Consider the following 20,765-nt stretch of genomic DNA (forward strand, 5'->3'; position numbering starts at 1 on the left):
TCAGCCTTTCCGCAATAGCAATCCGATACCGGCGACGGCGGCAACGGCACCGGCAATAAACAGCCAAAGTGTGGAATCGGTGAATCGGCCAGTGAATGTCTCGTACACCTGATCCTCGAGGCCCTGGGAAGATTGGTATCCGAAATACAGCAAGACCGCACCGACCACGAGTAGTACAAGGCCGATGATCTGGTTGGTCGACATAGGGATCGCTCCTGTTTCTGCTGAGGTATCGGGAGGCATCCACCCGTTCAGAGGGGCCTGGGGTGTACGACGCTTGTACATTCCCAACCCACTCGTCATATTGAACCATAGTATTAGCAAAATAGTCTGTTTAGCATCCGGTCCTGTCATCAGACGCGCGCGATCTACTTAAACCATAAGACCCCACACACTCCTGACGGGTTTAACTCAACATCATCCCTGACCGGCCGGGGGAGTGGCCGCCAACAGCTCTCTGCCGCTTGTCATCTCGAAATAGGCCTATCATGTCGACCGCTTCACACCTGATCGTGGGACCCGGCGCCTTGGGCCGGCTGCTGGCACTTCACCTGGCCGGCACTCAGCCGGTGGTACTGGCCGGCCGCCGGTCGCTCCCCGCCGAGCAAACGCTGACCACCCCTGCGGGCGAACAGCGAACCTGCCACCTGACCATGGCCGATAGCCGCCAGCTGCCGCCACTGGCGCCCGCCTTCCTGCACCTGACGACCAAAGCCTATGCCACCGAATCCGCCTATGTCAGCGTGGCCGCCCAGCTGCCTCCGGCGACCCCGCTGGTGCTGTGGCAGAACGGCTATCAGGTCCAACCGACGCTAAGCCTGCGCCACACTGGACCGGTGCTCTGTGCCTCCACCACCGAGGGGGCTTGGCTGTCCGGCGACAGCGGTGTGGTGCATGCGGGCTATGGCCTCACCTATGTCGGTGACCTCGACAACCGTTACGCCGAGCTTTGCCGGACGCTAGCGGCGACCCTCACCGAGACTGGGCTTCAGGCCAGCGCAGTCGACGATATCCACATTCGGCTTTGGCACAAGCTGGCGATCAATGCCGCCATCAACCCGCTGGCAGCCCGCTACCGCATTCGTAACGGCCAGCTGCGTGACCGCCCCTTCCGGCCGATGGTGAATCAGGTCATCGAAGAGGTCGCCGCCATCATGGCAGCCGAGGAGATCCCCGCCCCGGCGTCAGGCTGGCAGGGACTGGTCTGGCAGGTAGTGGCGGGTACCGCCAATAACCGCGCCTCCATGCTCCAGGACGTCCTGGCCGGGCGGCCCACCGAGCGAGAAGCGATTCTCGGGCCGCTACTGGCGGCTGCCAGTCTCCACCGCATCGCTACCCCCGTTCTTGTGGCGCTCGATACCGCCCTCGCCGAGCCCTGAACCGCCCTGCGTTGAGCACACGTTTGGCAGAACGACGCAGAGCCTGCTAGCCTATAAAAGCTAACTATATGGGAGCAGGGTCCGAGCATCTGAGCAGAGGTGAGCAGAAGCCGCCTGCCCGAAGGTCAGGGATCATGAAATCGGGTTTACCAATAGCCGTCGCGCTGGTAGCCAAGCTGTTTTTCCTTGCGTCACCGCTCGTGGCGGCTGACGAAGCCCCCTCCTATGCCGATAAATCCAGCGAGCTCATGTATCTCGACAATGGAGTGGTGCTGGAGGGCAGCGGCATGGAGACGCCCGACGGCTATACCTCCGGCTTCCGCTTTACCGCCGGTTTCTCACCGGTGAACATGCCGCTGCTCGACCTGGGTGCCGAATTCAGCTACCGCGAGAGCGATGAAGTACCGACCCACTTCGATGACCAGCCCATGATCCTGAATACGACCAGCCTGGGCGGCAGCCTCGTGGCCGGTGTTCGCCTCGGACAGCTGGGGCTCTATGCCAAGTCCGGCTTCACCGAATGGGAGGGTGACCCGGTAACACACAGCGACGAACGGCTGTCCGCCACCGCCGGCACCACCCGGGTACAGGGCTTCGGTGCCCGCCTGCAGCACAACCGGCTGATCAGCCGGCTGGAGTTCGAAGAGTTCGATGCCCCCAGCATGGCCCACATGAACCTGATCAAGGCCTCGATCCACTACCCTTTCTAGGCTCGCCTGCGCTCAGGCAAGAGATCCAACCCTATCGCCCGGCCTATTGGCCGGGCGATAGGGTTTCTGGCGTGGCCGACGAAAGATCAGCCGGTATTGCGCAGGCCTGCGGCGATACCCGCCATGGTCACCATCAAGGCGCGAGTGAGTTCGCCACTGATGGCGCCATCGGCATCGCGGTTTCGCTGCAGCAGCTCTGCCTGCAGACCATGCAGTGGATCGATATAGGGGTTGCGCACGGCAATGGCCTGGCGAATCAACGGCGTCTGCTCAAGCAGCTCTTCCTGGTCGAGGATCGTCAACAGCACGTCGTGCAGGCGAGTGAAGCGCCCTCGCAGATCCTCGCCCAGCGCCTTCAGCGCGGGCTCGTCCACCAGGCGTCTCTCGTAATAGGTCGCAATAGACACATCGGCCTTGGCCAGCAGCATCTCGAGCATGTCCAGGTAGGTGCCGAAGAAGGGCCACTGATCGCGCATCTCGCGCAACGTCTCGAGGCCGCCCTCCTCCTCGAGTCGGGTGCAGAATGCCTCGCCACTCCCCAGCCACGCAGGCAGCATCAGGCGAATCTGGGTCCAGGCGAAGATCCAGGGAATCGCGCGAAGCGTTTCCACCCCGCCGTCCTGTCGCCGCTTGGTGGGACGGGAGCCCAGGGGCAGACGACCCAGCGCGCCTTCCGGCGTCACCGCGCGGAAATAGGGCACGAAATCGGGGTTTTCGCGCACCACGCTGACATAGCCCCGGTGAGCGATGCCAGCCAGACGATCCATCTCTTCGCGCCAGTGTGGCTTCGGCGACGGCGGCGGCAGCAGGGTCGCTTCGAGCACCGCACAGGCATAGATCTCCATGGAGCGCAGGGCGATATCGGGCTGACCGAACTTGAAGCGAATCATCTCCCCCTGCTCGGTGACACGAAGACTACCGTTCACCGATCCCGGTGGCTGGGAGAGGATGGCGGCATGCGCCGGGCCACCGCCACGACCGACGGCCCCGCCACGGCCATGGAACAGCGTGAGGGAAACGCCATGCCCCCGGCACACCTCGACCAGTCGCTCCTGAGCCCGATACTGGGCCCAGGCCGCCGCCAGCTGGCCGGCATCCTTGGCCGAATCGGAGTAGCCGATCATCACCTCCTGGGTTTCGCCGGCAAGCGCCCGGTAGCCCGGCAGCGCCAGCAGGCGGTCGATGACGTCCCCGGCGCGGTTGAGATCATCCAGCGTTTCGAACAGCGGCGCGATGGGTAGGGACACTTCGCCCCCCACCTCCTTCATCAGCAGCGCCACGGTCAGCACATCAGAAGGCTGGGCAGCCATCGAAATGATATAGGTACCCAGCGCCTCGGATTGCTCGTTGGCGATGACGCGGAAGGTGTCGAGTACCTCCCGCGTCTCCGCCGAACACTCCCAGCGCCGTGGAATCAGGGGCCGGCGCGACTCCAGTTCCGCCAGCAGGAAGGCCTGGCGTTGCTCCTCACTCCAGTCACGGTAACGACCCAGCTCCAGCGTCTCGGTGAGCTCTTCCATCACCATGGCGTGGCGGCTCGCCTCCTGACGAATATCCAGCTTGGTCAGGGTGACACCGAAGATGGCGACACGCCGCAGCGTATCCAGCAGCGCGCCGTTGGCGATGGTATCCAGGCCCACGTCGCACAGCGAGCGATAGCAGGTGAGCAGCGGCGCATAGAGTTGATCGCTGTTCTCGATGATGGGACCACCCTCGAAGCTGCGACCATCGAGCTCCGCCTTGGCCCAGTCGCGGGTAGCCTCCACCCGGCTCAGCAGGCGCTTGATCAACTCGCGGTAGGGCTCCGCCACGCCACCCACTTCGGCTCGCAGCGCACTGTTGGATTTCCACATGGAGAGCTCGGCCTTGAGCTGCTCCAGATCGCGCAGATAGAGATCCGCCGCCATCCAGCGCCCCAGCAGCAGAACCTCGCGGGTAACTCGCGAGGTGACGTTGGGATTGCCATCGCGATCCCCGCCCATCCAGGACGCGAAGACGATGGGCGCCGCATCCAGGGGCAGGCGCTCGCCGGCGGTCTCCAGCAGCAGCGTATCCAGGTCGCGATGGAAGGCCGGGACCGCCTGCCATAGCGAGTTCTCGATGACAGCAAAGCCCCACTTGGCTTCGTCCACCGGGGTCGGCCGCTCATGGCGTATCTCGTCGGTGTGCCAGGCCTGGCTGATCAGCTCCTCGAGGCGCCCCCGGGCGCGGCTGGCCCGCTCGGGGTAGTCGCTGGAGGACTCGATGATGGAAAGGCACTCGTCGATGGCGTCGTACTTCTGAATCAGGGTGCGCCGTATGACCTCGGTGGGGTGCGCGGTGAGCACCAGCTCGACACGCATGGTAGCGAGACTCTCGACCAGCTTGCGTGGAGCATGACCGGCCTGTCTCGCCCGTGTCAGCAGTTCTCCCAGCATCGGCTGGCTGCCCGGCCGGTAGTCCTCCACACGGCGATAGCGGGCGCGATAGTGCTGCTCGGCGATGTTGGCCAGGTTGAGGAACTGGTTGAAGGCCCGGGTCACGGGGAGCAGGTCACGGTCGGGCAGCTTGCGCAGGTACTCGATGAGTTCGCGGCTGCTTTGGGTATCGCCCTGGCGACCACTCTTGGCATAACCGCGGATGGCCTCGATCCGATCGACGAAACCCTGACCCAGGTCATCGGCAATGGTCCGACCCAGGCTGTCGCCCAGTATGCGTACGTTGTCACGCAGTGATTCGTGCAGATCGTCGCTCATGGCCGGCGGTCTCCTGAAGGCGGTTCGGAAATGGGTGCGTCGTGCAGTTTGGCCTGCTGCCAGTAGTGTTCCATGGTGCCCAGGTCGACATCACTCGTGGTCATACCCCGCGCATCCAGGGCCGCTTCCACATAACGAAAGCGGCGCTCGAACTTGGCATTGGTCTCACGCAGGCAGCGCTCGGGGTCGGCCTTGAGTGTGCGCGCCAGGTTGGTCACGGCGAACAGCAGGTCGCCCACCTCCTCGGCCGCATGGATGGTGTCGTCCTCCGCCAGCGCTTCCTCGACTTCCTCGAGCTCCTCGCGGATCTTGGCGATCACACCACGGGCGTCGGGCCAGTCGAAACCCACCCGGGCGGCGCGCTTGGAGAGCTTGGCCGCCCGTGACAGCGCCGGCAGGGTTCGCGGCACGTCGTCTAATACCGAATCCGCTGAACCGTCGGAGGCACGCTGGGTGCGCTCTTCGGCCTTGAGACTTTCCCAGCGGCTGTTGACTAAATGCGCCTCAACCTGCTCGGCACTGACGCCGGGGGGGCGGCGCGAAGCCAGGGTGCCCTCGGGAAAGACGTGGGGATGGCGGCGCAGCATCTTGTCGGTGAGGGTGTGGACCACGTCATGAAAGTCGAAGCGCCCCTCCTCCTCGCCGAAGCGACTGTAGTAGATCACCTGGAACAGCAGATCGCCGAGCTCACCGGGCAGCTCTTCGAAGGCCCGCCGTTCGATGGCATCGGCGACCTCATAGGCCTCTTCCAGGGTATGGGGCACGATGGAGTCCCAGTCCTGCTTGATATCCCATGGGCAGCCTTCGACAGGATCGCGCAGCACCGCCATCAACCCGAGCAGGTCGTCGATGCCGTATCGGTTCTGGCTCATGAGTGCTTTCCCCTCTTCTTCGCTCCCTTGGCCCCGCTGCGCAGGCGCTGGACCTCGATGACGTTGGAGAGCTGCTGGATACGCGAGAACAGCCGGCCCAGGGTTTCCAGGCCATCGACTTCCACGGTGATTCGCATCCGGGCGATGCCGTCACGGGTATCGGTGAGCGTATTGACCGAGAGCACATTGACCTTGTCATGGCTGAGTATGCCCGTCACATCGCGCAGCAGGCCGGAGCGATCCCAGGCCTGGATCTCGATATCCACGGGGTACTGGGTGCGCGCCCGCTCGCCCCACTCCACTTCGATGACGCGCTGGGGCTCGTCGACGCGAAGCTGCAGGATATTGGGGCAGTCCTGCCGGTGCACGGTGACACCGCGGCCCTGGGTGATGAACCCGACAATGGGCTCGCCGGGCACTGGGTGGCAGCAGTTGGCCATGCTGGTCTTGAGATTGCCCACCCCCAGCACCGTGATATCGCTGCTGCCGCCCCTGCTGGCATCACGCCGCGGCTTGGCCAGCAGACGATCGAGCTGCTCCTGGTCGTCGGTCTCGCCGAACAGCTGCTGGGCCTGGTGCAACACCTGGCCGACCCGCAGGTCACCGGCCCCCAGCGCGGCGTACATGTCGTCAGGGCTGGTGTAGTTGACCTTGCGCGCCAGGGTATCGAGATCCATGTCCTCGACGTCCAGGCGCTTCATTTCCCGCTCGAACAGCGCCTTGCCCTCTTCGAGGTTCTGGTCCCGGGCCTGGTGCTTGAACCAGGCCTGGATCTTGGCCCGTGCACGAGACGTGCGCACATATCCCAGGCTGGGGTTGAGCCAGTCGCGGCTCGGCCCGCCCTTGCTGGCGGTGAGGATTTCCACCTGCTGGCCAGTCTTGAGCTTGTAGGTGAGTGGCACGATGCGGCCGTCGACCTTGGCGCCACGGCAGCGGTGGCCCACTTCGGTATGCACCCGGTAGGCGAAATCGATGGGGGTGGCGATTCGCGGCAGGTCGATGACGTGACCGTCGGGCGTAAAGACGTAGATGCGGTCCGGTGCCACGTCGCTGGAGAGCCCTTCGCGCAGGTCGCTGAAGTCGCCGACCTCCTCCTGCCACTCGAGTACCTGGCGCAGCCAGGCGATCTTCTCCTCGTAGCTGGAGCTCTTGCCGCCGGTGTCGTGCCCCTTGTAGCGCCAGTGGGCGCAGACCCCCAGCTCGGCTTCGTCATGCATGGCGAAGGTGCGGATCTGGATCTCCAGCACCTTGCTTTCGGGACCGAACACCGCGGTATGCAGCGACTGGTAGCCGTTCTTCTTGGGGTTGGCGATATAGTCGTCGAACTCGTTGGGCACATGCCGCCAGCGGGAGTGCACCAGTCCCAGCACGGTGTAGCAGTCGGCCACCTCCGGCACCAGGATTCGCACCGCACGCACGTCGTTGACCTGGGAGAAGTCAATGCGCTTGCGCTTCATCTTCCGCCAGATCGAATAGATGTGCTTGGCGCGGCCGTTCACCTCGCAGGGAGAGATGCCCTGGGCCTCGAGCAGCCCCTGCAGCGTCTCGACCACTTCATGGATATAGCGGTCGCGATCCAGCCGCTTTTCGGCCAGCTGCCGAGCGATGGTCTTGTAGTCGTCCTCATGCAGGTAGCGGAAGGAGAGATCCTCCAGCTCCCACTTGACCTGGCCGATGCCCAGGCGATGGGCCAGCGGCGCGTAGATATCGAACACCTCGCGGGCCACCTGCAGGCGTTTCTCGCGAGGGGCATCCTTGGCCTGGCGCAGGGCACAGGTACGTTCGGCGATCTTGATCAACGCCACGCGCACGTCGTCGATCATGTTGACCAGCATCTTGCGCAGGTTATCCTGCTGGTCGTGCTGCACCATGCCCTGGCTCGGGGTCTGGGCATTGCTGATGGCAGCCATCTGCAGCACCCCTTCGATCAGACCCGACACCTCACTGCCAAAGCGTTTGGCCACCCCCTCGACGGCGATCTGACCCTCACGCACGGCGCGATAGAGCACGGCCGCCTCCAGTGCCGGCTGGTCCAGCTTGAGCTGACCCAGGATATCGGCCATCTCGAGCCCCATGCGAAAACTGGAAGCCTCCGGCAACCATGCCTTGTGGGGACGCTCCGCCTGGTGGGCCAGGCGCTGGGCAAGCTCGCAGGCCTCCCGCATCTCGGCCGGGTCACGCAGCTTGGTGTCTTCCTGCAGTCGTGCAAGCCAGTGACCGATATCGACTTCGCCCGCGTCGGTCAAAGGCTGGTCATCGCGCACTTTCACCATCTTTCTAGGCTCCTTGCGATGGTGGCTGCCGTTCGCAGTGCTCGAACAGCAAAATAGATTCCAGATGCGAGGTATGCACGAACATATCGGCTACCGCCGCCCGGGTGAGGCGATAACCGCCATGCACGAGTCGTGCCGCATCCCGAGCCAGGGTGGCAGGATCGCAGGACACGTAGACCAGCCGGGCCACCGGGCGTTCCACCAGGGCTCGGCAAACGGCGGATGCACCATCGCGGGGCGGGTCGAGCACGACCGCGTCGGGCTCAGTGCCCTCCAGCAGTGCGACAACCACCGCCTCGTGGCTCAGGTCCGCCTGGCGAGCATCAACCGGCAGTCCGTTGATCCTGGCGTTGTCAGTCAACCGCTCGACCATGGCCGGATTGCCTTCCACTGCCGTGACATGGGCGCCATCGGCCGCCATTGGCAGGCTGAAGTTGCCGATACCGGCGTAGAGGTCGAGTACCCGTTCGCCATCCAGGGGCGTCAGCCATTCCCGTGTCGTGGCGACCAGTTGGGCATTGACGGCCTCGTTGACCTGAAGGAAGTCACCGGGGTCGAAGCGCAGCTCGAGCTCTCCGCTGGCGCCAGGCAGTCGATAGGCGAGGTCGGGCGTGTCGCCTAACCACTCGAACAGCGGAGCGTCTCGACCCGTCAGGCGCCCCACGGACACTCCCTGGTCACGGGCGAACGCCTGCCAGCGCTGACGGTCGGCATGATTGTCTCGTAGTTGACGCACTACCACCACGGTCACACCGTCGGCGGCCACCAGTTCCAGATGACCAACCTGGCGCGGGGCCTCCAGCTGGGCCAGCAGCTCACGCAGCGGCACAAGCAGCGCCTCCAGTGTGGGCAACAGCACCAGGCAGTGTTCCACGTCCACCAGACGACTGGCATGGTGGACGCGAAAACCCAGGTGAACCCGTCCCTCTGAATCCACCTTCACCCCCAGCCGGGCACGTCGCCGATAGCCGGCCGCGGCGTCTGCCAGCAGGGCCGGTGGCGTCGTCAGGGAAATGCCCTCCCGAGCCAACAGGTCGACCAGCACCGCCTGCTTGTGTTGCCGCTGAGCCGCCACGGTCAGATGCTGGAGATCACAGCCGCCACACTGAGCATAGTGGGGACAGGGAGGTTCGACACGCTCGGGAGAGGCTTCGATGAGTTCGCGGACATGGGCCTCGTCAAACCGCTTGCGGGAGCGGTGCACCGCCGCCTCAAGACGCTCTCCCGGCAGCGCACCATCGATGAACAGGGCCTTGCCGCTGGCAGAGCGCGCCACGCCACGGCCATCGTGAGCCAGGCGCTGAACGGTTACCGCCGACACGCCGGGTTCGACCACCCGTTCGGGAGACTCGTCGTGCCGCCCCTGCAGGCCGGAGGCTCCCGAGCGTTGACGCGGTGGCCGACGCTTTCCAAGCATTGCCACGTCAAGCCTCCGGGGCAAACAGGCCGGTCGAGAGGTAACGATCGCCGCGGTCACAGACGATGAAGGCGATCACCGCGTTCTCGACCTCCGCGGCGATACGCAGCGCCCCTGCCAGGGCGCCGCCAGAAGAGACACCGGCCAGGATGCCCTCCTCCCTGGCCAGCCGCCGCATGTGCTCCTCGGCCTCGTGCTGGCCGATATCGAGGACTCGATCCACTCGCGAGGCATCGAAGATGCTCGGCAAGTACTCCTTTGGCCAGCGCCGGATACCGGCAATACTGGCACCATCTTCCGGCTGCAGGCCTATGATCTGAATAGCGGGGTTGCGCTCCTTGAGGTAGCGCGACACCCCCATGATGGTTCCCGTCGTCCCCATGGAGCTGACAAAATGGGTGATCGTACCGCCGGTCTGTTCCCAGAGTTCAGGGCCGGTGCCGAGATAATGCGCCAGCGGGTTGTCGGCATTGGCGAACTGGTTGAGCGGCTTGCCCTCGCCCCGGGCAATCATCGCCTCGGCGAGGTCGCGCGCCTCTTCCATGCCGCCCTCCTTGCTGACGGTAATCAGCTTGGCACCGAAAGCCGCCATGGCCTGCTTGCGCTCGCTGGACGCACTCTCCGGCATGATCAGCACCATCCGGTAGCCCTTGATGGCCGCCGCCATGGCCAGCGCGATACCGGTGTTGCCCGAAGTGGCCTCGACGAAGGTATCCCCCGGCGTTATCTCACCGCGAGCCTCGGCCTGTTCGAGCATCGACAACGCCGGGCGGTCCTTCACCGAACCGGCAGGGTTGTTACCTTCCAGCTTGGCCAGCAGCGTGTTGTTGCGGCCCGCCGTGATACGCTTGAGCCGCACCAGCGGCGTATTGCCGACGACGTCCTCGATGGTAGGAAAATGCATGTAACCGTCCTTATGGAAACGCCTTTTCAGCATTATATCCGTGCCGCCCCCCACTGGACAGGCATCCTGAACAGCTGTGGCATACTGCACAAAGATTCACCGTGATAAAGGATCACCGATGTCGCTCGGAAATCGCATAACGCTCTGGTTACTGTGCCTGCCGCTACTGGTTTTGATGGCCGTGGCGACACTCGGCCTGCAGCAGGAGTCCGAATGGCGCAAGTCGGCACTGCGCGACCGGCTGGTTACCGCAGCAGAGCTTCAGGCTCCCATGCTTGCCCAGACGCTCATAGCCAGAGAAGAGTCGCAGCTGGACAGCCTGGCCCATCGACTGCTCGATATCGACGAGGCCCGGGGAGTCGGTGTCTATACCGAAACGGGCACGACGATATTGGAGCTGGGCCGCAGCCGTGCCCAGGTTGCCATGGCACCGCCCCAGGAGACGCAGCTCGATACCCGGGGCGATCTCTGGCGACTGATGGTCCCCCTCGATCTGCCTGCGAACAATGGCATCATCCAGGGCCTCGCCTGGCTCGAGATCGACATCGATTCACGAGCACTGACCCTGGATCATTACCGCCGCCTGGCCAGCGCCGGCCTGGGGCTATTGATTCTCGGCCTGCTGCTGTTCGTGCTGGCATCCTCGCTGGGACGACGCCTGGACAGTAACTTGAACGGTGCCAGCGAGGCGCTGAAACGCCTGCGCGGCGGTGATCTGCACACTCCGCTCGCCGAGGATGGCCCACCCGAACTGCGTCGCCTGGCCCAGCAGGTCAATGCGCTGGGCGACGAACTCGAACAGTCCCGGGACAATATGCAGCGCCAGATCGAGCAGACGACCGCCGAGCTGCAGGAGTCGATGGAAACCATCGAGATCAAGAACATCGAGCTAGACTTGGCCCATCGCCGCGCCCTGGAGGCCAACCGGGTCAAGTCGGAGTTCCTGGCCAGCATGAGTCACGAGATTCGCACACCGCTCAACGGCATCGTCGGCTTCTGTCGCCTGCTGGGTCGCTCGCGCCTCGAGCCTCGACAGCGTGAATGGCTCGACCAGGTTCAGGTGGCTTGCGACAACCTGCTGGCCCTGGTCAACGACGTACTCGATTTCTCGCGCATCGAAGCCGGGCGACTCGAACTCGACCGTGCCGAAGTGGACATGGTGTCGCTCGTGGACGAGGCGCTGGGGCTTCAGGCACCGCTGGCCCATCAGAAAGGTCTCCACCTGCTGGGCCTCGTCTACGACGACGTCCCCTCACCGCTGCGCGGCGATCCGCTACGTATCCGTCAGGTGCTGATCAACCTGGTACACAACGCCCTGAAGTTTACCGAACAGGGAGAAGTCATCGTGCGAGTCATGGTCGAGGATCACTCTCACAAGGACCAGATCCTGTTGCGCGTCAGCATCAGCGACACCGGCATCGGGCTGACCCCCAAGGAGCAGCACGACCTGTTTCAGGCATTTCGTCAGGCCACATCCGGTCATTCCCGCCAGTATGGCGGCTCAGGGCTCGGCCTGGCCATCAGCCGGCAACTGGTCGAACAGATGGGTGGCCGCATCACTGTAGAAAGCGAACCGACCAAGGGATCGACCTTCGCCTTCAGCCTTCCCCTGGAAGTCATCGGTGGCAGGGATGCGTTGCCGGAGCGAATCCTCGACGGAGAGTGCATTGCCCTGTACGAGCCACATGCGCCCACCCGCCACGCGCTAAACCACCTCCTCAGTTGCTGGGGCGCCCAGGTAGTGGAGGTGCCCCATCCCTCGGTGCAGGCACCGCCACCGGCACTGATGGTGGCCGGACTTCCCACCCAACTCACTGATGCGGTGCTCGAGGAGTGGCAGGCCTGGCTCGACGCCTGCCCCTGTCCGGTTCTCCTCCTGGTCAACGCCACGCCGCTCGAGCTGCCGAAACTCACCCTTTCCTCCGGGGGCGAACTCCTGTGCAAGCCGATCTCGCGCCAGGCTTTGGCCGAGGGGCTGCGACGCTGCGGCTCGCTGCGCGGCGAGGTCGTGGTACCGCCCAGCCTTAACCGGCTACTGGTGGTGGACGACAACGCCAGCAACCGACGCCTGCTGAAGGACATCCTGCAGCGGCCGGGCCTGTGGATCGAAGAGGCGGGAAGCGGCGAAGAGGCGCTGGCTATCGCCGAGAACGAGCCATTCGACCTGGTATTGATGGATATCCGAATGCCAGGGATGGACGGCGTCGAGACGACCCGGGCGCTGCGAAAGCTGGGCGGAAGCTGGTCGCACTGCCCGGTGATCGCCGTGACAGCCCACGCCCTGGAGGATGACCGCCAGCAGTTGCTGGACAGCGGTCTTCAGGAAGTCTTGATCAAGCCGGTGGATAGCAATGCACTGGAGGCCATTCTCCAGCGGCATCTACGCGTCACACCACAGGTCAGGCACATAGAGCCGGAGTCGCCGGAGCGACAGCAGCAGAGCGAAGCGCTGGCCGTCGTCGACCTGACGCTGGGCACCCGCCTGGCCAATGGCAGTGAATCCCTTGCCCTCGAGCTGCTCGATGAGCTCGCCTCATCGCTTCCTTCCAGCACCAGGGAGCTGCAGGCGGCCCTGTCCACCGATGACACGGAGGCCCTGCTAGATACCGTTCACGCCCTGAACGGTGCCTGTCGCTACTGCGGGGCACCGGAACTGGCGCTGGTGGCAGAGACCCTGGAGACCCGACTGCGTTCCAAGGGCATGACCGATGTCGAGCCGTTGATCGATGATCTGTTTCGCGCAATGGACCGGTTACGGGCCTGGCACGTCCAGCAACAGAATCACTCCTCCGGCACGACCATCGCCGATGCGAGCTCGGTCTCGTCGCTCAGGGACAAGTGAATGGAGTTCGCGCCAGCGAGGGCTCGGCGCAGGGCCGTGTCGAAGCGCGCGACCCGCGAAATGCCCGCTCCGATTCCGTGGATCATCCGGTTTCGCTGTCGTCCAGATCATCGTGGTGGTGATCGTGCTCTTCCAGCGAGGCGACGAACCCCGCCTCCTGGCCGGCAATGACCAGTCGCTTCATGTCGGCCACGGCTTCCTTGAGGCCCACGAAGAGGGCTCGCGCAATAATGGCATGGCCGATATTGAGCTCATGCAGGCCGGGAATCGCGGCGATGGCCTCGACATTATGATAGTTCAGCCCGTGACCGGCATTGACCACCAGCCCAAGCTCAAGCGCCATTTCCACCGCCGCCGCCAGCCGGACATGCTCACGATGAGCCGCGTCACCAGCCAGCTCCGCATAGGCCCCCGTATGGAGTTCGATGACCGGCGCCCCCGCCTTCACCGCGGCCACGATCTGGCTGGGCTCAGGGTCGATGAACAGCGAGACCTCGCAACCGGCGGCAGCCAACCGCTGACAGGCCTCGGCGATGGCCTGGAAGCCACCGACCACGTCAAGCCCGCCCTCGGTGGTCAGCTCTTCACGCTTCTCCGGCACCAGGCAGACATGGGCGGGCCGGATCTCCTCGGCCAGGGCAAGCATCTCCTCGGTGACCGCCATCTCGAGATTCATGCGCGTATTGAGCACCTCGGCAAGCAGGCGCACATCACGCGGCTGAATATGGCGCCGATCCTCGCGCAGGTGCACGGTGATACCGTCGGCGCCCGCCTCCTCGGCCAGCAGTGCCGCCTGAACCGGGTCAGGATAGCGGGTACCTCGAGCCTGACGCAGGGTCGCGATATGGTCGATATTGACGCCAAGCAGGATACGCGGGGGATGCATGGACTCTCTCCAAAACCGATAAGACGGGGTCAGTGTGGGACGACACGGCGCCGCTGGGCAAGCTGGCGCATCAACTCGCGGGAACGCAGTGGTCGAGCCCCCAGCAGAGGCGCCAACGCGGCCCGGGTAATGGCCTTGGCAGGACCCCCAAGGCCGGGGTCGGCCCAGTCGCCGCCGGCGAGCAGCCGAAGCGTGCGGCCGTCGATACCGGGCTCGCCGGGGACGAAGGCCCGGGATGCGTTATCGAAACGATAGTGACAGTGGGGATCGAGCTCACGTCCATCGGGCTCGGTGAAACGCGGCGCCGCATCGAGCGACTCGAGCAACGCAACCTCCAGCCGACGCAGCGAGCCGGCTCGCCCATCCGGGCGCGGCAAGGCCTCGAGCAGTGCGCCGTAGAACGCAAATACCTCGGCTACCGGAAGCTCCACCGGCAGGGTCCGGGTCAGCAGTTCGTTGGCATAGAGCCCGCAGAGCAACCCCTCCCCCACGAGCAGTGCCGCCGAGCCGCGGCTTTCCATCAGGCGCAGTCGCTTGAGCTCTCCGTCCCCCACCCAGGTCACGTGCAGCGGGGCGAATGGCTGCATGCGCCCGCGGGAGCGCGAGCCCGGCCGCTGCACGCCCTGGGCCACCGCTCGCACGCGGCCGTGGTCGAGAGTCAGCAACTCGACCAGAGCGCTGGTTTCACGATAGGGGCGCTTATGCAGGAGGAAAGCCGGTTGCGGCTGCATGACGGTCACCCGACAAGACGCCTGGGCCTCGTTGAGCCAAGGCAATGAATCGCCATCAGTCGAGGTTGTAGCCGAGGCTCTTCAAGGCCCGTTCATCATCGGACCAGCCCCGCTTCACCTTGACCCAGAGATTGAGCATCACCTTGGCATCCAGGGCACGCTCCATGTCCAGGCGAGCCTCGCGACCGATGCTCTTGATGCGCTCACCGTTCTCGCCGATCAGGATCTTCTTCTGACCCGAACGTTCCACCATGATCAGGGCACTGATATGCACCACACGCCCTTCATCGCGAAACTCCTCGATCTCAACCGTCACCTGGTAGGGCAGCTCGTCGCCCAACTGGCGCATGATCTTTTCCCGCACCAGTTCCGCGGCCAGGAAGCGCTGGCTCTTGTTGGTAACCTGGTCTTCGGGAAAGTGATGGACGCCTTCAGACAGGTACTTGGCCACCTCGACCTCCAACTCCGGCACATTAGTACCGTGCTTGGCGGATATGGGGATGATGGCGGCGAATTCGCGCCGCGCTCCCACCTCGCCAAGCCATGGCAGCAACGTGCTCTTGTCCTCGAGCCGGTCGACCTTGTTGACGGCCAGGATGACCGGCGCCTGAACGTGCTCGAGGCGCTGGAGCACCACCTGGTCCTCGTCGCTCCATCGAGTGCGGTCGATGATGAACACCACGCAGTCGACGTCACGCAGGGCCTGGGTAGCGGCCTGATTCATGAAGCGGTTGATCGCCTTGTTGCGATCCTTCGCCATGATGTGGATGCCGGGCGTATCGACGTAGATGAATTGCGCCTCACCCTCGGTCTTGATACCCATGACCTGGTGACGCGTGGTCTGTGGACGACGCGAGGTGATCGAGATCTTCTGGCCGAGAATCCGATTCATCAGGGTGGACTTGCCCACATTGGGGCGCCCAACGATGGCGACAAAACCGCATGTCTGGGTCATTTGCTGCGCCCTCCTCGGGTCTCGAGCTGCGACAGGGCCATCTCCGCCGCCTGCTGTTCGGCATGTCGACGACTGGCTCCGATTCCCACGGTGTGTTCCTCAAGCAGTTCGATGTGGCACTCCACGGTAAAGGTCTGGTCATGTGCCTCGCCTTCCACCGACACCACCTCATAGCGAGGCAGGGGAACCTGGCGGGACTGAAGAAACTCCTGGAGGCGTGTCTTGGGGTCTTTCTGGGTATCCTGCAAGTCGATGGCTTCCAGGCGTTCGGCGTACCAGGCCAACACCCGGGACCGCGCCACATCCATCCCGGCGTCCAGGTAGATGGCGCCGAGCACCGCCTCGACGGCATCGGCGAGAATGGAATCACGGCGATGACCGCCGCTCTTCATTTCACCGGAGCCGAGTCGCAGGCATTCACCGAAGGACATCTCCCGGGCCAGTTCGGCCAAGGTCTGGCCACGCACCAGGCGGGCGCGCAGCCGTGACAGCTGGCCCTCCCGCGCCTGAGGGAAGCGCTCGTAGAGCGCTTCGGCGATCACGAAGTTGACGATGGAGTCACCGAGAAATTCGAGGCGTTCGTTGTTCTGACCTCCAAAGCTGCGATGGGTCATGGCCAGTTCCAGCAGGGCGTCATCCCCGAAGGTGTGGCCGATGCGTCGGCTGAAGGCGTTGAGGGAGTTGCTCACGAAGCTCCTGCTATCTACAAAAGAACGGGCTGCCTAGCGGCATGAAAAGGTTCACCGTCAAGAGACGTCGAGACGTCAATGAATACGTCGAACATTGGAAAAACTGGGCAATCCACCATCCCACTGCATCCAGACTGCAAAGGCACGCCCAACGATATTCTCTTCGGGAACGAAGCCCCAGTAGCGGCTATCGTTGGAGTGGTCACGATTGTCGCCCATGGTGAAGTAGTGACCGTCCGGCACCACCAGCTCACGCACTCGCGGCCCCGTATCACGAGGATTATTGTAGATTCGGTGACTGATTTCGCCCAACTGTTCTTCCAGCAGCCACTCTTGCGGTGCTTCGGACGGACCCTCTTCCAGCAGACGCTTGGGCACCGGCTCACCGTTGATATAGAGCTGCTTGTCCTCATACCGCAAGGTATCACCGGGCAGGCCCACCACACGCTTGATGAAGTTCACCGAGGGCTCGTTGGGGAAGCGAAAGACCATGACGTCACCGCGTTTGGGATCGTCCATCTCGACGAAGCGAGTGTGGGTCACCGGCAGGCGCAGACCGTAGGCGTACTTGTTCACCAGGATGAAGTCACCGATTTCCAGGGTGGGACGCATGGAGCCGGAAGGGATCTGGAAAGGCTCGACCAGGAAGCTGCGCAGCAACAGCACCACCAGCAGGACAGGAAAGAAGGAGCGCGCGTAATCGACAGGCCAGGGCTCCTTGAGTGCCTTGGCACGCGTCTCCTGGTCAAGCCCTTCGGTCGTTGCGGCTTCGGCGGTGGCCAGCTGCCGGCGGCGCGCCGGACGCAGCAATATCAGGTCGAGCAGCCATACCAGACCGGTGACCGCCACCGCAATCACCAGCAGAAGTGAAAAATCCATAGTATCGTCGGTCCCTAGTCATTCACCTTGAGAACGGCCAGGAAAGCATCCTGGGGAATTTCCACCCGACCGACCTGTTTCATGCGCTTCTTGCCCGCCTTCTGCTTCTCCAGCAGCTTCTTCTTGCGCGAGACGTCGCCGCCGTAGCACTTGGCGGTGACGTTCTTGCGCAGCGCCTTGACGGTGGAGCGCGCCACTACCTGGCCACCGATGGCTGCCTGGATCGCCACGTCGAACATCTGACGAGGGATCAGCTCCTTCATCTTTTCCACCAGTAGTCGCCCGCGACCATGGGCATGGTCGCGATGGATGATGACAGCCAGTGCATCGACCTTGTCGCCATTGATCAGCACGTCAAGGCGCACCAGTTTGGCGGCCTGGAAGCGTTCGAAGCTGTAGTCCAGGGAGGCATAGCCCTTGGAAATGGATTTCAATCGATCGAAGAAGTCCATCACCACCTCGCTCATGGGCAACTCATAAACCAGCTGGATCTGACTGCCCAGGAACTGCATGTCACGCTGAGTGCCGCGGCGATTCTCGCACTCCATGATCACGTTGCCGACGAACTCCTGGGGCACCAGAATACTGGCCCGCACAATGGGCTCGCGCATCTCCTCGACATCGGCCATGTCTGGCAGCTTGGAGGGGTTGGAGACGTACTTGAGGTCACCATTCTTCATCGCCAGCTCATAGACCACGGTGGGCGCCGTGGTGAGCAGATCCAGGTTGTATTCACGCTCGAGGCGCTCCTGGACGATCTCCATGTGCAGGGTGCCGAGGAATCCGACACGAAAACCGAAGCCCAGGGCATCGGAGTTCTCGGGCTCGTACTCCAGCGAGGCATCATTGAGCGCCAGCTTTTCCAGCGCGTCGCGGAAGTCCTCGTAGTCGTCGGCCCCCACCGGAAACATGCCGGCATAGACCTGCGGCTTGACCTTCTGGAAGCCCGGCAGGCGTTCCACGTCCGGGGTCTTGGCATGGGTGATGGTATCCCCCACCGGCGCACCCTGAATCTCCTTGATCCCGGCCACCACGAAGCCGACCTCGCCGGCGCGCAGGATGCCGGTCTCCTTGCGCAGGGGGGTGAATATCCCCACTTCGTTGGCCTGCCAGTCACGGCCAGTGGACTTGATGCGGATCTTCTGGCCCTTCTTGAGGGTGCCGTCGAAGACCCGAACCAATGAGACGACGCCCAGGTAATTGTCGAACCAGGAATCGATGATCAGCGCCTGCAGCGGTGCCTCCCGGTCGCCCTTGGGCGGCGGAATGTCACGTACCAGGCGCTCGAGCAACCCGTCGATCCCCAGGCCGCTCTTGGCCGAGACCTGGCAGGCATCGGTGGCATCGAGACCGATGATCTCCTCGATCTCATGGGCCACCTTGTCGGGGTCGGCCTGAGGCAGATCCATCTTGTTGAGGACCGGCAACACCTCGAGACCCTGCTCGATAGCGGTGTAGCAGTTCGCCACCGACTGCGCCTCGACGCCCTGAGCCGCGTCGACCACCAGCAGCGCGCCCTCGCAGGCGTAGAGCGAGCGCGACACCTCATAGGAAAAATCCACGTGCCCGGGGGTGTCGATGAAGTTCAGCTGATAGGTATTTCCGTCATCGGCCTGGTAGTCAAGCGTCACCGACTGAGCCTTGATGGTAATGCCTCGCTCACGCTCGAGATCCATCGAGTCGAGCACCTGCTCCTTGAGTTCACGCTCGGTGAGTCCGCCGCAGCTCTGGATCAGGCGATCTGCCAGGGTCGACTTGCCATGGTCAATGTGGGCGATGATGGAGAAATTCCGAATATACTTCAGCTTTTCGTTGCTTGCGTCGTTGCTCATCTAGCCCAGTCCGGTGTTCGTCACGTGCGCGGAGGCGGCCGGTTTTGCCGCGCCCCGTTCACGTCGAATGAATTCAATGGCGGGTATTGTACCGGCATGGCGGGGGGTTGGACAGCGCAGCCGTCGGCCACTCCCGCGAACGAAGGCGCCCCTCACCGTGAGATGAGAGGCGCCTCGAGGAGACAAGCGGGCTCATCGGCTCCGCGCAGGATCAATCCTCACCCAGTCTCAGAGCGACGAACAGCGAGCGCCCTTCGCGGTAGAGACGTACCGGAACGGCACGATCCGTCGGCAGTTCCTTGACCAGTTCCAGCAGCTGGGAGCCACTATCCACGGCGTGATGGTCGATACTGACGATGACATCTCCCCGACGAATACCCGCCCGCGCAGCCGCTCCTTGAGGGTCGACCTCACGCACTACCACGCCGGCCTCGACCCCCAGGCGCTCGCGCTCGGTCTCATCGAGCTCGCCGACTGCGATACCCAGGCGAGCCTGAGCACTCTGTTCGTCACGGGCCTCGGCACGCGGTTCATCGCTGTCCGGCCAGTCGCCGATGGTCACGGTGACCTGCTCACGCTGGCCGTCGCGCATGAGGGTCAACTCCGCCTCGTTGCCCGGCGAGACGCGGCCGATCAGGCGCGGCAGATTGCGCGAGCGCTCGACTTCCTCACCGTCGACCTCGAGAATGATGTCGCCGGCCCGCACGCCTCCGTCGGCTGCCGGCCCTTCCGGGTCGAGATCGGCGACCAGAGCACCACTCGCACTCTCCATGCCGAACGATTCGGCCAGATCCCGCGAGACCGGCTGGATCATCACGCCGAGCCAGCCACGACGCACACGCCCGTCATCACGTAGCTGGCTGGCCACATCCATCGCAACGTTGATGGGTATGGCAAAGGAGAGCCCCATGAAACCGCCACTACGCGTGAAAATCTGAGCATTGATCCCCACGACTTCGCCGTCAAGGTTGAACAAAGGACCGCCCGAGTTACCCGGGTTGATGGCAACATCGGTCTGGATGAAAGGTACGTAGGCATCCCGCGGCAGGGTGCGGTTGATGGCACTGATGATGCCGGCGGTCACCGAGTGGTCGAAGCCGAAGGGGGAACCGATAGCCGCTACCCACTGGCCCACCCTGAGCGTATCGGAGTCGCCGGTCGGCAGGGTCGGCAGGCCCTCGGCATCCACCTTCAGCACCGCAACATCGGTCTGCGGGTCGGAGCCAATCAATTCGGCCGCCATTTCGCGACGATCGGCCAACCGAACCAGTATCTCATCGGCGCCCTCGACCACGTGGGCATTGGTCAGGACGTAGCCGTCAGAGCTGATGATAAAACCGGAGCCCAGCGACTGGCGCTCCTGTCCCTGCCCTGGGCCGGGGCCTGGTACGGGTCCGCCCGGCCCACCCGGAAAACGATCGCCGAAGAAGTGTCGGAAGATATCAGGAATCTCCGGCCCCCCGAATCCCTGGAAGGGATCGCGCCGCTCCACCACCCGGGTCGAAGAGATGTTGACCACCGCGGGAGCGGCCTGCTCGACCAGGTTGGCGAAGTCGGGAAGATCGCGGGCAAGAGCCGCTTGCCAGGGAAGCAGCAGGGCCAGCAGTAGTGCCCACAATGAAAAGGAACGGATCATTGGTCTCATGAAAAACTCCTGCGTC

16 protein-coding genes are annotated in these 20,765 nt (G+C 63.8%); 3 read left to right on the forward strand and 13 right to left on the reverse strand.

Annotation, left to right across the window (positions count from 1 at the left end; genetic code table 11):
• Positions 1 to 204 (reverse strand): DUF3185 family protein, encoded by a 204-nt coding sequence (locus DU505_RS17660; protein ID WP_114480299.1) that lies wholly within the window; start codon positions 202 to 204, stop codon positions 1 to 3.
• Between the two features lie 284 nt (positions 205 to 488).
• Here DU505_RS17660 and DU505_RS17665 point away from each other — a divergent pair, with 284 nt between their 5' ends.
• Together DU505_RS17665 and DU505_RS17670 are read left to right on the forward strand one after the other, a co-directional pair.
• Positions 489 to 1,379, forward strand: a complete 891-nt coding sequence (locus DU505_RS17665) for a ketopantoate reductase family protein (RefSeq protein ID WP_114480300.1) — start codon at positions 489 to 491, stop codon at positions 1,377 to 1,379.
• A gap of 134 nt (positions 1,380 to 1,513) precedes the next feature.
• The gene (locus DU505_RS17670; protein ID WP_114480301.1) at positions 1,514 to 2,089 is read left to right on the forward strand and encodes a hypothetical protein; all 576 of its coding nucleotides are present in this window, start codon (positions 1,514 to 1,516) and stop codon (positions 2,087 to 2,089) included.
• A gap of 86 nt (positions 2,090 to 2,175) precedes the next feature.
• On the opposite strand, the gene ppc is transcribed toward DU505_RS17670, so the two are convergent.
• The 5 genes from ppc to cysM are packed head-to-tail and all read right to left on the reverse strand — an operon-like array spanning position 2,176 to position 10,290.
• Positions 2,176 to 4,824 carry a phosphoenolpyruvate carboxylase gene (gene ppc, locus DU505_RS17675; protein ID WP_114480302.1) on the reverse strand — a complete coding sequence of 883 codons (2,649 nt, stop codon included), beginning with the start codon at positions 4,822 to 4,824 and terminating at the stop codon, positions 2,176 to 2,178.
• Complete coding sequence (mazG, locus tag DU505_RS17680; protein WP_114480303.1) at positions 4,821 to 5,696, reverse strand: nucleoside triphosphate pyrophosphohydrolase; 876 nt, start codon at positions 5,694 to 5,696, stop codon at positions 4,821 to 4,823. The genes ppc and mazG overlap by 4 nt, the downstream gene beginning before the upstream one ends.
• On the reverse strand, positions 5,693 to 7,969 hold the full coding sequence (gene relA / locus DU505_RS17685; protein ID WP_114480304.1) for a GTP diphosphokinase: 2,277 nt from the start codon (positions 7,967 to 7,969) through the stop codon (positions 5,693 to 5,695). The genes mazG and relA overlap by 4 nt, the downstream gene beginning before the upstream one ends.
• A 4-nt stretch (positions 7,970 to 7,973) precedes the next feature.
• Positions 7,974 to 9,392, reverse strand: a complete 1,419-nt coding sequence (locus DU505_RS17690; protein ID WP_114480305.1) for a TRAM domain-containing protein — start codon at positions 9,390 to 9,392, stop codon at positions 7,974 to 7,976.
• 1 nt (position 9,393) lies between these two features.
• Entirely contained in the window at positions 9,394 to 10,290 is an 897-nt protein-coding gene (cysM, locus tag DU505_RS17695; protein ID WP_114480306.1) for a cysteine synthase CysM, read from the reverse strand.
• A 118-nt stretch (positions 10,291 to 10,408) separates the two neighbouring features.
• Between cysM and DU505_RS17700 the strand changes: the two genes are divergently transcribed.
• The gene (locus tag DU505_RS17700; protein WP_114480307.1) at positions 10,409 to 13,132 is read left to right on the forward strand and encodes an ATP-binding protein; all 2,724 of its coding nucleotides are present in this window, start codon (positions 10,409 to 10,411) and stop codon (positions 13,130 to 13,132) included.
• Positions 13,133 to 13,214: 82 nt separating this feature from the next.
• On the opposite strand, the gene pdxJ is transcribed toward DU505_RS17700, so the two are convergent.
• The 7 genes from pdxJ to DU505_RS17735 all read right to left on the reverse strand — a co-directional run bounded on the left by pdxJ (position 13,215) and on the right by DU505_RS17735 (position 20,749).
• Complete coding sequence (gene pdxJ, locus DU505_RS17705) at positions 13,215 to 14,018, reverse strand: pyridoxine 5'-phosphate synthase (protein ID WP_114480308.1); 804 nt, start codon at positions 14,016 to 14,018, stop codon at positions 13,215 to 13,217.
• Positions 14,019 to 14,047: 29 nt separating this feature from the next.
• Positions 14,048 to 14,749 (reverse strand): DNA repair protein RecO, encoded by a 702-nt coding sequence (gene recO / locus DU505_RS17710; protein WP_114480309.1) that lies wholly within the window; start codon positions 14,747 to 14,749, stop codon positions 14,048 to 14,050.
• A gap of 55 nt (positions 14,750 to 14,804) precedes the next feature.
• Positions 14,805 to 15,704: a GTPase Era gene (era, locus tag DU505_RS17715; RefSeq protein WP_114480310.1), complete on the reverse strand. Its 900-nt coding sequence runs from the start codon at positions 15,702 to 15,704 to the stop codon at positions 14,805 to 14,807.
• Positions 15,701 to 16,393, reverse strand: coding sequence for a ribonuclease III (gene rnc, locus DU505_RS17720; RefSeq protein WP_114480311.1), 693 nt, complete (start codon positions 16,391 to 16,393; stop codon positions 15,701 to 15,703). The genes era and rnc overlap by 4 nt, the downstream gene beginning before the upstream one ends.
• 75 nt (positions 16,394 to 16,468) lie before the next feature.
• Complete coding sequence (lepB, locus tag DU505_RS17725; RefSeq protein WP_114480312.1) at positions 16,469 to 17,272, reverse strand: signal peptidase I; 804 nt, start codon at positions 17,270 to 17,272, stop codon at positions 16,469 to 16,471.
• Between the two features lie 14 nt (positions 17,273 to 17,286).
• The gene (lepA, locus tag DU505_RS17730; protein WP_114480313.1) at positions 17,287 to 19,104 is read right to left on the reverse strand and encodes a translation elongation factor 4; all 1,818 of its coding nucleotides are present in this window, start codon (positions 19,102 to 19,104) and stop codon (positions 17,287 to 17,289) included.
• Positions 19,105 to 19,315: 211 nt separating this feature from the next.
• The gene (locus DU505_RS17735) at positions 19,316 to 20,749 is read right to left on the reverse strand and encodes a DegQ family serine endoprotease (protein WP_114480314.1); all 1,434 of its coding nucleotides are present in this window, start codon (positions 20,747 to 20,749) and stop codon (positions 19,316 to 19,318) included.
• Positions 20,750 to 20,765 lie beyond the last annotated feature (16 nt).

Source organism: Billgrantia montanilacus (genome assembly GCF_003336675.1).
GTDB lineage: Bacteria > Pseudomonadota > Gammaproteobacteria > Pseudomonadales > Halomonadaceae > Halomonas > Halomonas montanilacus.